Genomic DNA, 12,971 nt, shown 5'->3' on the forward strand with positions numbered 1-12,971 from the left:
TATATAAGTCATTCAAACGATAAAGGAGGAAAAATCGGAAGCAATGGCTGTCTGTGGAAACAGGCATTGTGCTTCTGCCAACAACTGCTCTGTTTGGTCTAACTGAAAACGAGAAGAAATATGGGTAAGTATTAATTGTTTTACAACAGCTTGTTGGGCAAGGCTTGCAGCCTGTGTAGTGGTTGTATGGTAATAATCATAAGCAATCCTCTCCTGATCTTTACTAAAAGTTGCCTCATGAACAAGGAGGTCAGCATGTGCAACAAAGTCCACTGTTTCCTTCATGGTTCGCGTGTCACCAAGAATAGCAACGTGTTTCCCTTTTTTTGCTTTTCCAATAAAATCTGCCGTTGCAACGGTTTCGCCGTCTGGCAGTGTGACATAATCTTGTGTTTTAAACTGTTGATAAATAGGCCCTGGTGCAACGCCTCTTTGCTTTAGCTTGTCTGCTTGTAACTGACCAGGGCTGTTCTTTTGTTCGATTCGATAACCATAGCTGTCGATGCCATGATCTAATCGCTTCGCAAAAACTTGAAATTGATCATTTTCATAAATCTTTCCTTCCGTTACCTCTTTGATTAAGATAGGATAAGCAAGTCGCGATTGGCTGACCTGGAGAGAGGTTTCTATGAACGCCTTTAAGCCTTTTGGACCGTAAATCGTAACAGCTTCTTTCCCTCCTTGAAAGGATCTGCTGCTTAAAAAGCCGGGGAGTCCAAAGATATGATCACCATGTAAATGGGTAATAAAAATATGACTCACTTTGCGCGATTTAAGGGAAGTATGTAATAGCTGGTGCTGTGTAGCTTCACCACAATCAAACATCCATAAGCTATTCTGTTCTTGTAATGTATCTAAGATAATCGATGTCACATTGCGCTGTTTGCTAGGCATACCAGCACCCGTTCCTAAGAAGTTTATTTTCATGAGTCCCTTCCTTTCTAAAAATTAGCTATATAAGTTGAACGTATAAATGTAACAAAAACGTGCGACAAGCAAGCCTTTGCTCGCATGATTTCCTGATAATACATCGTTTGATCCATTCACACTGCGTAAATGGATCAAGAGCACATACCAGATCCATGAGAAATGATTTCATTCAACTTATATAGATAGATTAGAGATCCTTTATAAGGAATCTCTTGCCTGTTTGGCTACCTGGGGCACGTCTGTGAAAATAGCATGACAACCCAGTCGTATTGCCCTTTTGATCGTAGCTGGCATATTTACAGTATAAACAGCGACATATAGTTGATTGGCTTGAGCCAGTTTTATTAATGGACCTGATAACAGACGATAGCGAATGTGAATGCCAGCTGCTTGGATGTGTGTTCCATAGCTAATCAAATCTTTGGCTTTTTTTCCTGATAGTAGGCTGTAGTCGATAGATTGCTGCGATTCACTAATATGTTGAATGCTGCGGTGATTGAAGCTGGATATCACACTTTTCTCCAGCATTTGATAATCCGCTAATTTGTTATAAACAACCCGCTCTATCCCTTGGTAAGCAAAGACGTTATTTTTCAATTCAATGTTTAAGGCCAAATGTTTATCTTGATTCCATTTTAACAAATCATCTAACGTAGGGATAGTTGTCCCTTGATAAAAAGGATTTTTCCAGCTGCCAGCATCGAGCTGCTTCAATTCTTGATAGGTTTTATCTTTAATATAACCCTTGCCGTTCGTGGTGCGTTGTAACTTCTCATCATGAATAAGCACAGGGATGTTGTCTTTTGTTAATTGTACATCCGTCTCAATGCCATCTGCTCCCTGTTGATAGGCCAAATCAAAGGCTGGCATTGTATTTTCCGGAGCTTGCTTGCTAGCCCCGCGATGTGCATAAATAATCGTTGTCATGAATTTCTAAGCCTCCAAAAAACGCTGTGTTTCTTTGTATTGTCTTTAAAAAATATATAAAAGTCAATGTAAATGTCTTTGAACTGCAAAGAGTTTGCCTCGTTTTTTATATAACCAATCTTCTTGCAGTTCGTGATCCGGATTGCTTTCGTAATTAATAGTCGGACGGGTTTAAGCATAGTTCTTAGTCAGATCAATCAGCCGGTTTTGGTGATGGTGGGAGCCTATGATATGATAGCAGGAGAAGAAGTGATACGATCACCAGCTGCTGTATGTAAATGGGATAGATAGGGGGAGCAGGATGAGCAAACTACAAGGGAAATATGTACTAATCACAGGGGCTTCCGGTGGTATTGGGGAGGCGATTGCCTATCAAGTGGCTGAACAACAGGGAATCCCTATATTGGTGGCTAGAAGCCAAGAAAAATTGCAAAAAATCGCTAGTCAGATAACGGCCGGCTATCAGGTGAAACCAATCATACGGGTAGTAGATATCACCAATTTTCAAGAGTGGGAGCAAATCTTGCAAGGTTTGATTGCTGAGCTAAACAGGATCGATGTCCTCATTAATAATGCGGGTATTGGTTATTTTGATCGCTATACGGATATGGAATGGGAACGAATCGATCGTATGGTTACTCTCAATAACCGATCGTTGTTTTTTACGACCTATCAGCTATTACCCCACATGTTTGAAGGGACAGACGCACATATTATCAATATAGGTTCACAGGCAGGAAAGATAGCTACACCAAAATCAGCCGTCTACAGTGCCACCAAAGCGAGTGTTATCAGTTTCTCGAATGCATTGCGGATGGAACTAGATGGAAAGGTACGGGTTACTTCTGTCAATATTGGTCCTGTGTCTACCAGTTTTTTTGACACTGCTGATCCTTCTGGACAATATCAACAGAGTGTGGCTAGATACATGTTAAACCCGGATGATGTAGCAACCAAGGTAGTGCAAGCGATTTTCACCCGAAAACGAGAGGTTAACCTGCCAGCTTGGATGCAGGCTGGTAGTAAATTATATCAGATCGTACCCAGGGTGGTAGAGCTATTTGGCAAACGGCTATTTAATAAAAAATAGGGAGGCAAGACAAATGCAATTAACCATAACGGAACGTGCACTTGAAAAGTTATATCAATTAAAAGGCGACAAGCATATATTACTTGCCTTAGTCTATGACACAGATGATTGCGGGTGTGGCGTCAATGGGGTACCTGCTATACAATTGATCAAGGAAGTGTCCGCAAAACAAGAACCAATTGTATGTGATCAAGCAAAAGTAGTGATACAACAGCAGCAGGCGGTTTTCTTTAACAAGGAAATGAAGTTGGATTACAACGGGGCCACATTCCGCCTCTCCAGTCCGGAAGAAATGTTAAACCCATTCATCCATGTGCAAGCAGTATAGTTGTGATGCAGTTTCTTCCGCCTGTTAGTCTTTCTGCATCAAGTTCCATTTATTGCAAGAACGCAAAGCGCAGGAGCGCCCTCTTAAAAACGTAGAGACCTGCGCGTTGCAACTGAGATAAAGGAAACACGGCGACGTGAGGAGTCGATGTTGACTTTCACCCGCAGGGCATAAGTGCGACTTTAGCTCTGTCTGCGCCTATTGGCTTGCCAGTCGCTAAGTCTTCTTATCGTAGGGCGTGTCGTGAAATCTCTAAAGTTTGGCGCCTGGAGCTGGACACGGCTGTTCCTGAATAAAAATTTATTCATGCAAAATGATATACTTTCTTATCTTATAAGAATAGCCGGGCAAAACCCTGCCCGGTCCTTTATTACGAATCAAAAGAAGCTATGGATTGCCGGGTCGTTTCAACTTAACATCTCTCCAAATTTTATTTGCTTTTCTTTCATACAAAAAAGGGACACATCGCAAGTCCAATCGTTGCATGTCTCCCTTTTTGTAGAGCATATCCTAAATGCGGTGTGCTTGATACTGGCTGGCTTTGGTGATTCGCTGGGCCTGCGTGAATTGCTCATTGTCAAATGATTGTTCCAGTGCATATACGTTTTCCTCTAACTGGCTTGGTGAGCTGGCGCCAGCAACTACAGAAGCTATTCCAGGCTGGTTCAGGATATACTGTAAGGATAAACCAGTCAAGGTTTGCCTCTCTCTTAATAAATTAGAAAGCGCACGAACGGTATCGGTTAACTCTCCTTTCTCATAATCCAGGTAGCCTTTCTCTCCTTTTCGGTTAACAAGCTCTTGCCCTTTTGTACTAAGCATACCTTTGGCAAGTGATCCTCTAGTAACCACACTGATGGAATGAGAGGAAATCGTCGGTAATAACTCTTCCGGCCGCCGATCTAATAAACTGTATTGCATCATGATACTACTGATCTGTGAATGCTTGATATATTGATCGATGACATTGGGGCGGATTGACGAAATACCATAATAGCGGATTACGCCTTCCTGAACAAGTTCTTCAAATGCCTCGATCGTTTCGTCTATCGGATCTTCTATCGTGCCACCATGTAATTGATATAAATCAATATAGTCTGTCTGTAGCCGCTGCAAGCTTGTTTTTACCTGTTCTTTAATGTAAGACTTTCGTGGATCCCAGAACCAGCTGCCATCGTCTTGCAGATGATTACCAACTTTGGTAGCTAGTACAAATTGATTGCGTTTTTGTTTCATTACTTCCCCAACCAATTCTTCATTACGACCTTGATCGTAAAGATCAGCTGTGTCCAAATAATTAATCCCCAAGTCAAGGGCAGCATCCATGATTTGTTCGGCTTGTCTTTTTTCTGTTCCTAATGACATACAGCCTAATGCAAGCGTAGACACATCTAAAGAAGTGTTACCTAATGTTCGTTTTTCCATGATAAAAAACTTCCTTTCTTCCTGAAAACTGTGATCCTGCTTTGCCTATTCCCGTCATTTGGAGAATAAAACACGTATATTTATCGCGAGACGAACATCCGTCAGACAGCAGGCTCACTTTATTGTACAAAATCCACGGATAGAATTACAATAAAAGAAGGAAAGAACAAGAAAGGAAGTTAGCGATGCATTCATTTGAAGAAAAGACCTTAGAATCAAAGCCCATTTTTAACGGTAAAATTATTGAAGTACAAGTTGATCAGGTGAGTCTACCCAATGGTGAAATTTCCACGCGTGAACTGGTGAAACATCCCGGCGCCGTTGCTGTGATTGCCTTAACGGAAGAGAATAAAATCGTATTCGTCAGACAATATCGTAAACCATTAGAGAAAGCACTTGTTGAAATACCAGCAGGCAAGCTGGAGGAAGGAGAGCAGCCAGAAACTACTGCAATTCGTGAATTAGAGGAGGAGACTGGGTATACGACGGATCACCTTCAACTGATCCAATCATTTTATACTTCCCCAGGATTTTCCGATGAGATTGTTCACTTGTATTTGGCAGATCAATTACAAGTGTTGGATACGCCAAAGCTGCTGGATGAGGATGAATTTGTTGAACGTATGGAATTAACATTAGAAGAGACAGAAGAGCTTGTGGAAAAGCAAGAGATTCACGATGCGAAGACGGTTTATGCCTTGTTATATTTGAAGTTGCGAGGAATGAAATAGTATGCTGCATTCCTATTATGCGGATTTACATATCCATGTAGGAAGGAATATCCAAGGAGGGCCAGTCAAGATAACTGCTTCTGATCAGTTAACGATTACCAACCTCCTTGAGGAAGCCAGTCAACGAAAGGGAATAGATATCGTTGGGGTTATTGATTGTCACGCTCCACTTGTATTACAGGAGATAAAGCAGTTGATTGCTGATGGAAAGGCGTACGAGAAGAGTCATGGTGGTATTCAGTTTAAGGATACAACACTGTTGCTGGGTAGTGAAATCGAGATTTATGATCAACATTGTCATGGGCCGATTCACGTACTCTGTTTTTTTCCATATATTCAGACTATGCAAAGGTTCTCTGGTTGGCTGTCTCAACACATGAAGAATGTTGAATTAAGTTCACAACGTTATTATGGCAGTGCTCTTTCCCTTCAAGAACAAGTAAAGCAGTTAGATGGCTTGTTTATTCCTGCCCATATTTTTACCCCTTTTAAAAGTTTATATGGAAAGGGTGTGAATCGATCGTTGACAGAGGTATTTCATCCTGCTTTAATCGACGCTGTGGAGCTTGGTTTAAGTGCCGATACCAGCATGGCCGATCATCTGCAAGAATTAGCTAACTATTCGTTTTTAACAAATTCGGATGCCCATTCTTTAGGGAAGATTGCCAGAGAGTATCAGCAATTGATCCTGCACGAGGCAAGCTTTTTAGCCTTAAAACAGGCGCTGCAGCAACAAAGTGGTTGTCGAATTGCAACTAATTTTGGCATGAATCCCAGACTAGGGAAATATTATACGACGGTTTGTGCCAAATGTTTGGCACCTTTCAAGGCAGATAAATGTAAGGAGTGCAGCTCTTCTAAGTTTATTAGAGGAGTGAAAGAACGGGTGGAAGAGTTAACTGACACGTTTCAGATCAACACGAATCGGCCAGATTATTTCTATCAAGCTCCTTTAGAATATTTACCTGGCTTAGGGACGAAAACATTGGATCAACTGTTAGTCCATTTCGGAACAGAAATGAATATCATTCACCATGTCCCAATAAAACAATTAGGTGAAGTGATTCCAGATAAGCTTGTCCAGCTGATCATCGCCTTACGTCAAGGAAAACTATCTATTCAAGCAGGTGGGGGAGGGCGGTATGGTAAGGTTGTGTTCGAATAATATTTTACCACTAAGGTTTGTTCTATTTCGCTAGCTATTATCATAGAGTAGCAATAGAACAAAAGTGGAGGATGTGAACACAATGCAGCTGCCTAAAAAGCAAAATAATATTTTACAGCATATGGTTAAATATCATACGATTTACTTGTTTACAATTATCTTGTTTGTGACTGGGATTGTCTTTGGTGCTATCATTGTCAACAGTATGACATTCGTACAGAAACAAGATTTGTTTTTTTATTTAGAACGATTCTTTTTAGGTTATGTCCAAGAAGATGGAGTTTCTCAACTAGAATTGTTCAAAAATGCCTTGTTTTATCATATACAGTTTTTGGCGCTTATCTTCTTTTTAGGAATTGCAGTTATCGGAGTGCCGATCATTTGGGTGTTGTTATTTGTCAAAGGGGTTGCTGTTGGTTTTACCGTTGGTTTCTTTGTAAGTCAATTAGGTGCAAAAGGGTTGTTATTTTCCTTTGCAAGTATTGCTGCCCAGAATTTGATTATCATTCCGATCTATATTATTGCAAGTACGTTGGCGATGATATTCTCAATTTCCATTCTGCAAAGTATCTTCTCGAAGCGGTATAAACGACCGATGATTCCAAGCTTTTTTCGATATGCTACTGCCTTTATCTGTTTTATGTTGATCATTGCTGTCGCTGCTTTGATGGAATCTTTTGTGTCTTTTGAGTCGATTAAAATCATTGCCGACCAGCTGACTATGGAATGAAATTATTAATTAATAATAATTATTATCAACTTTTTATAATTATCTGAATTGACATCCTACATTAGAATACTTATAATTGAAGATGTAGGGAGGTCTTTATTATGGAATATCGATTAGACCGTATCAAGAAGAAATTACATGCACAAAGTTATAAGCTTACACCACAGCGTGAGGCGACTGTTAGAGTATTATTAGAGCGAGAAGAAGATCACTTAAGCGCGGAAGATGTCTATTTATTGGTGAAAGATAAATCACCGGAAATAGGACTGGCCACGGTGTATCGAACCTTGGAATTATTAACGGAATTAGATATTGTAGATAAAATAAACTTTGGTGATGGAGTATCCCGCTACGACTTGAGAAAAGAAGGAGCGAAACATTCCCATCATCATTTAGTATGTACAGAGTGTGGATCTGTCGAAGAAATAACAGATGATCTATTAGGAGATGTAGAAGGTATTGTTCAAGATGACTGGGGTTTTATTGTCAAAGATCACCGTTTAACCTTCCATGGTATTTGTCAAACATGCCAAGAGCGTATCTGTCAAAATTGTGAAGCGAAAAAATTAGCAGCAAATTAGGTATATTTTTCTGATCTAATGGCATAAATTTTAATAGAGAGAATGTTTTAGAATAAACCTTTCTATTAGGAGCGAGATGTCATGAATGCAGTTGTTAAAATAGGCCTTGATTTGCTAAAGATTTTTGTAGTATTTGTAGTCTGCACCATATTGTTTTATTATGTATTAAGGGCGTTTCATAGTGAATATGAGAAGTTAGATCGTTACGAGTCTCCTCAAGGGAATGCAGTAAAGGTGATGAGTCAGGAAGAAACCGATATGTGGAAACGCCTGAGTATTTTTTTTCGATTGGGAGAATAAAATATGGATGAAATGCAGTATCCGGTAGAAGAGTTTTTTCATTATTTACGCATCGAGCGAGGTCTGTCGGAGAACACGTTAAAAGCATACCAGCGTGATCTAAGGAATTACCTGGATTTTTTGCGTGAAAGTAGACAGATGAAGAATTGGCAGCAAGTCACCCGTCATGAAGTCATGCAGTTTTTATATCATTTGAATGATCAAGGCAGATCCTCTGCAACCATTGCAAGGGTATTGTCTTCTTTGCGATTATTTCATCAGTTTTTGATTAGAGAGTATCAAATAAAAGAGGATCCTAGTCTGCATATTGATACGCCTAAGGCTGGTCGCACACTGCCAAAAGTATTGTCAATGGCAGATGTGGATAAGTTATTAAACATACCGGCAGTGGATAAATTTGCGATTAGAAACAAGGCAATGCTGGAAACATTATATGCCACTGGATTACGGGTAACCGAATTGATTTCGTTAACCATGAATGATCTGCATCTAACCATGGGTTTTGTTCGTTGTTTTGGCAAAGGTTCTAAAGAACGCATTGTACCGTTAGGTGATATGGCCAAAGACGCAATAGAGAAATACTTGCAGTCGGCAAGGCCGGAATTAGTACATAAAAAGCAAACGGAAACGGTATTCGTTAATCACCATGGAAATCCGATTTCACGACAAGGTTTCTGGAAGATTATTAAAACGATTGCCAAACAGGCAGGAGTAGAAAAGGAGCTTTCTCCTCATACCTTGCGCCATTCCTTTGCTACTCACTTATTGGAGAACGGTGCGGATTTAAGGGTAGTGCAGGAAATGTTAGGACATGCCGATATTTCGACAACACAAATATACACCCACGTATCCAATACACGCCTAAAGGATATCTATAAAACGCACCATCCAAGGGCATAACACTACTTTTGGAGTCTGGCAAAAAGGAATCTACCTTTTACCAGGCTCCATTCTTCATTCTGCCTCAGCAAAATATAAAAATCTACAGTAGTTGAATACAAAAGCTTATTCAGAACATTAAAGAAAAACCGGGCAAAATTCGCCCGGTCCTTGACGCATAACTAAAAGTAGCCACTGAACTGCCGATAAGATGGATTATGTAAATTGGCAAGTCCATCTATTCCATGTAGTAAAGTTGATTGTTTGCCAGTGCTAGGAAACGCTCCGGAAATAGGTTCCGCTTTCCGCGAGCTTGGCTCAGCCTCCTCGTCAGCAAAGATCGCTTCCTGCGGGGTCTTCACACTGCGCTTTTCTCGCAGGAGTCTCCACCTATTCCCTCCGCTAGATTGGCGTACAACAATGGTTATCTCTGCAAGGAGAAAGCGTTCTAAGTACCTAGACACTGTTGTAGCAAAAGAAAAAAATCGTCAACTGATTCTTTGGCTGCGTAATGGATCACGGTACTAATATAAAAGTCATAACATAGGATCCAGCCGTTCTCAGAAAAAGGTTATGCGGTTTTCTTATTGGCAGAAATATAGTGTCTGGAACGCTTCATCTTAGCAGTCATTCGATTGTAGTCCTGCTACCCAGCGGAGGAAATAGGTGGAGACTCCTATGGGACCAGGACGAGCTGAAGATCCACTAAAAAGTGCTCTTCTTTTTAGTTAGCTGAAGCCGGCCCCATGGAAAGCGGAACTTATTTCCGGAGCGCTTGCTTTGCACAGATAAAACGGTCAAACTCACCACTAAGGAAAGTGGGCTACTTTACATAATCCATCTTATCGGCACCACCATTCGTTCAAGATCAAAATCGGTCCACATCCTTTCATACTCAGAATTCTATACTTTCTTATCTTTTAAGAAATACTGTGCAAACCCACCCCAGTCCTTTATTACTATATAAGTTGAACGTACAAATGTAACAAAAACGTGTAACAGGCAAGTCTTTGCTCCTATTATTTCATTCAACTTATATCATCAAAATAACATGCTGACTACCGTTTATTACTTGCTCTGAGTTTATGGTAAAGGACTGGAGGGGGGAACTTGGTTTTTCTTTTCGCCGAATGCTCATGCGTAAATCCTTGCGTATAGTCTCAAATAATATGGTATACTAACGGTAAATACAGGGTATTGCAGTAGTAGGAGGGAAAAAAGATGACAAATTTTAATCGTGTATTTTTGATTGTACTTGATTCTGTTGGTATCGGTGAAGCACCTGATGCAAAGCAATTTAATGATGTCGGGGCAGATACGCTTGGTCATATTGCCGAGCACCGACAAGGATTAAATATGCCTGCTATCGGTCAACTAGGCCTAAGCAATATAAGAGAAATTAAAGGAGTTGCTCCAGCAGTGCCGCCAAAAGCGCATTATACCAAAATGCAAGAGGCTTCCAATGGCAAGGATACAATGACCGGGCATTGGGAAATTATGGGCCTTTATATGGAGACACCATTTCGAACCTTTGAACAGTTTCCTAAGGAACTGATTGACAGGATCGAGCAGAAAACCAATCGTAAAGTGATCGGTAATAAACCCGCCTCAGGGACGGAAATTATCAAGGAATTGGGGCAACAGCACATGGAAACAGGTGATTTAATCATTTATACCTCTGCCGATTCCGTTCTACAGATTGCTGCGCATGAAGACATTATTCCGGTTAATGAACTGTACGATATTTGTGAGTACTGCAGGGAAATAACCAAAGAAGAAAAATATATGATTGGCAGGGTTATTGCTAGGCCGTTTGTTGGCGAACCTGGAAATTTTGAACGGACGGCTAACCGCCACGATTATGCGCTCAAACCATTTGGTTATACGGTGATGAATGCACTAGAGGATGAAAATTATGATGTCATTGCCTTAGGTAAAATCTCGGATATCTATGATGGAGAAGGGGTAACGGAAGCAATTCGAACATCAGGTAATGATGACGGAATGGAAAAATTCATCCAATCGATGGATAAGCCGTTTCATGGACTAAATTTCTTAAATCTTGTCGATTTCGATGCAAAATATGGACACCGACGTAACCCAGACGGATATGCGGAGGCGTTAGAGACATTTGATCAACGTTTACCAGAAGTGCTTGATAAGCTGAAAGAGGATGATCTATTAATCATAACCGCTGATCATGGTAATGACCCAACACATCACGGTACCGATCATACGAGAGAATATGTACCACTGTTGATATATCATCAAGGTATCACAGAAGGAAAGAACCTGCCCATACGAAAAACATTTGCTGACATAGGTGCAACGATTGCTGAAAATTTTGCAGTGAAAATGCCAGAATATGGAACCAGTTTTCTGAAAGATATCCAATAAAGAGGGGGATCTGACCATGCGCATGATTGATATTATTGAACGAAAACGAAATGGCGAAAGTTTGTCTGAACAAGAAATTGCCTACTTTATTGAAGGTTATTTAGATGAGAGTATCCCCGATTATCAAGTATCCGCTTTGTTAATGGCCATTTATTATCAGGACATGTCGCAAGAAGAAATAGCTTATCTAACGAAGTATATGGTTGCATCCGGTGACACGATTGATTTGAGTTCCATTCAAGGGCATAAGGTTGATAAGCATTCAACAGGTGGTGTAGGCGATAAAACGACCTTTATTGTCGGACCATTAGTAGGAGCTGCTGGCATCCCTGTTGCGAAAATGTCTGGCCGGGGGCTGGGTCATACAGGCGGAACCATTGATAAATTGGAATCGATCACAGGTTTTAAAGTGGAGTTAACCAATCAGCAATTTATTGATAATGTGAATCGTCACAAACTAGCTGTTGTCGGTCAGACTGGTAATCTTGCACCGGCAGATAAAAAGCTGTACGCCCTTAGAGATGTAACAGCAACAGTCGATTCCATCCCGTTAATCGCCAGTTCCATTATGAGTAAAAAGATTGCCTCAGGAGCAGATGGCATTGTTTTGGATGTCAAAACTGGTTCAGGGGCTTTTATGAAGTCATTAGAAGATTCTCAGCGATTGGCGGAAGCGATGGTTACCATTGGAAACCAATTAGGCAGACAAACTATAGCGGTGATTAGTGATATGAATCAGCCACTTGGATTCGAGGTTGGCAATGCGAATGAGGTAAAAGAAGCGATGCAGGTATTACAAGGAGAGAAGATTGCGGACCTTCGTGAATTAGCAGTTGAGTTAGCAGCTCAAATGACCTTAATTGCAGGTATTTATGATCATTATGACACTGCTGTACAAGCCTTAGAAGCAAAACTGGATAATGGTGAAGCACTAGCCTGCTTCAAAGATTTTATCGAAGCACAAGGTGGAGATTCCGCGTTTATCGATGATTTCAACCTTCTTCCTCAACCTTCTTATAATATAGAGGTGAAGGCACATACAGATGGTTATATTCACGAGATGGCAGCAGAGAAAATCGGTCTGGCGGCCATGCATTTAGGAGCTGGCCGTGCCACAAAAGAAGATACGATTGATCATAGCGTAGGCATTACCTTGAAAAAGAAAATCGGTGATTCTATTGTAAAAGGAGATACATTAGCCATTTTGCACAGTAACAAGGATCAAGCAGACGAAGTAGGCGAGATTGTCAAACAAGCCTATACTATTTCCCAAAGCCCTGCTGAACCAAGACAAATGATTTACCGGGTAGTGAAGTAAGCTAACATTTTTCATCAACTAACTTAGATATTATTGTAACAAGAAGGCAGCTGCTGATAGAGCAGACCTGTCTTCTTTTTTTGTTAGCAATAAAGGGACATAGGGATGGGAAAGCGTTTTACCTTGCAAATCAAACCCATGAACGCGGAGCCTACCCATGGGCAACGTGA

15 protein-coding genes are annotated in these 12,971 nt (G+C 40.7%); 11 read left to right on the plus strand and 4 right to left on the minus strand.

Annotated features, from left to right (window positions below):
• Positions 1 to 12: 12 nt before the first annotated feature.
• The gene (rnz, locus tag E0E32_RS12130; RefSeq protein WP_066193081.1) at positions 13 to 927 is read right to left on the minus strand and encodes a ribonuclease Z; all 915 of its coding nucleotides are present in this window, start codon (positions 925 to 927) and stop codon (positions 13 to 15) included.
• Positions 928 to 1,128: 201 nt separating this feature from the next.
• Positions 1,129 to 1,857, minus strand: coding sequence for a glycerophosphodiester phosphodiesterase (locus E0E32_RS12135; RefSeq protein WP_130859851.1), 729 nt, complete (start codon positions 1,855 to 1,857; stop codon positions 1,129 to 1,131).
• Positions 1,858 to 1,989: 132 nt separating this feature from the next.
• Here E0E32_RS12135 and E0E32_RS22265 point away from each other — a divergent pair, with 132 nt between their 5' ends.
• Genes E0E32_RS22265 through E0E32_RS12145 form a run of 3 tightly spaced genes read left to right on the plus strand, consistent with a single transcriptional unit; the run spans position 1,990 to position 3,275 of the window.
• Positions 1,990 to 2,148 carry a hypothetical protein gene (locus E0E32_RS22265; protein WP_165445023.1) on the plus strand — a complete coding sequence of 53 codons (159 nt, stop codon included), beginning with the start codon at positions 1,990 to 1,992 and terminating at the stop codon, positions 2,146 to 2,148.
• Positions 2,149 to 2,158: 10 nt separating this feature from the next.
• A complete protein-coding gene (locus E0E32_RS12140) occupies positions 2,159 to 2,947 on the plus strand; it encodes an SDR family NAD(P)-dependent oxidoreductase (protein WP_130859852.1) in 789 nt (262 codons plus the stop codon).
• 13 nt (positions 2,948 to 2,960) lie between these two features.
• Positions 2,961 to 3,275, plus strand: coding sequence for an iron-sulfur cluster biosynthesis family protein (locus E0E32_RS12145; protein ID WP_066193088.1), 315 nt, complete (start codon positions 2,961 to 2,963; stop codon positions 3,273 to 3,275).
• 510 nt (positions 3,276 to 3,785) lie between these two features.
• On the opposite strand, the gene E0E32_RS12150 is transcribed toward E0E32_RS12145, so the two are convergent.
• The gene (locus tag E0E32_RS12150) at positions 3,786 to 4,700 is read right to left on the minus strand and encodes an aldo/keto reductase (protein WP_066193089.1); all 915 of its coding nucleotides are present in this window, start codon (positions 4,698 to 4,700) and stop codon (positions 3,786 to 3,788) included.
• A gap of 185 nt (positions 4,701 to 4,885) precedes the next feature.
• Here E0E32_RS12150 and E0E32_RS12155 point away from each other — a divergent pair, with 185 nt between their 5' ends.
• From E0E32_RS12155 to xerD, 6 genes are all read left to right on the plus strand, one after another.
• Complete coding sequence (locus tag E0E32_RS12155) at positions 4,886 to 5,431, plus strand: NUDIX hydrolase (RefSeq protein ID WP_130859853.1); 546 nt, start codon at positions 4,886 to 4,888, stop codon at positions 5,429 to 5,431.
• Between the two features lies 1 nt (position 5,432).
• The gene (locus tag E0E32_RS12160) at positions 5,433 to 6,596 is read left to right on the plus strand and encodes an endonuclease Q family protein (RefSeq protein ID WP_066193093.1); all 1,164 of its coding nucleotides are present in this window, start codon (positions 5,433 to 5,435) and stop codon (positions 6,594 to 6,596) included.
• Between the two features lie 82 nt (positions 6,597 to 6,678).
• Positions 6,679 to 7,326 (plus strand): stage II sporulation protein M, encoded by a 648-nt coding sequence (gene spoIIM, locus E0E32_RS12165; protein ID WP_066193095.1) that lies wholly within the window; start codon positions 6,679 to 6,681, stop codon positions 7,324 to 7,326.
• 101 nt (positions 7,327 to 7,427) lie between these two features.
• Positions 7,428 to 7,907, plus strand: a complete 480-nt coding sequence (gene fur / locus E0E32_RS12170; protein ID WP_066193097.1) for a ferric iron uptake transcriptional regulator — start codon at positions 7,428 to 7,430, stop codon at positions 7,905 to 7,907.
• Positions 7,908 to 7,988: 81 nt separating this feature from the next.
• Positions 7,989 to 8,207, plus strand: a complete 219-nt coding sequence (locus tag E0E32_RS12175; RefSeq protein ID WP_066193099.1) for a DUF4227 family protein — start codon at positions 7,989 to 7,991, stop codon at positions 8,205 to 8,207.
• Between the two features lie 12 nt (positions 8,208 to 8,219).
• Complete coding sequence (gene xerD, locus E0E32_RS12180) at positions 8,220 to 9,107, plus strand: site-specific tyrosine recombinase XerD (protein ID WP_066196461.1); 888 nt, start codon at positions 8,220 to 8,222, stop codon at positions 9,105 to 9,107.
• 161 nt (positions 9,108 to 9,268) lie between these two features.
• Here xerD and E0E32_RS22270 read toward each other — a convergent pair whose 3' ends face one another.
• Positions 9,269 to 9,550: a hypothetical protein gene (locus tag E0E32_RS22270; RefSeq protein WP_165445024.1), complete on the minus strand. Its 282-nt coding sequence runs from the start codon at positions 9,548 to 9,550 to the stop codon at positions 9,269 to 9,271.
• A gap of 757 nt (positions 9,551 to 10,307) precedes the next feature.
• Between E0E32_RS22270 and deoB the strand changes: the two genes are divergently transcribed.
• Both deoB and E0E32_RS12190 read left to right on the plus strand, forming a co-directional pair.
• On the plus strand, positions 10,308 to 11,483 hold the full coding sequence (deoB, locus tag E0E32_RS12185) for a phosphopentomutase (RefSeq protein ID WP_066193103.1): 1,176 nt from the start codon (positions 10,308 to 10,310) through the stop codon (positions 11,481 to 11,483).
• A gap of 16 nt (positions 11,484 to 11,499) precedes the next feature.
• A complete protein-coding gene (locus E0E32_RS12190) occupies positions 11,500 to 12,801 on the plus strand; it encodes a pyrimidine-nucleoside phosphorylase (protein WP_130859854.1) in 1,302 nt (433 codons plus the stop codon).
• Positions 12,802 to 12,971: the final 170 nt, after the last annotated feature.

Source organism: Gracilibacillus phocaeensis, from assembly GCF_900626275.1.
Lineage (GTDB): Bacteria > Bacillota > Bacilli > Bacillales > Amphibacillaceae > Gracilibacillus > Gracilibacillus timonensis.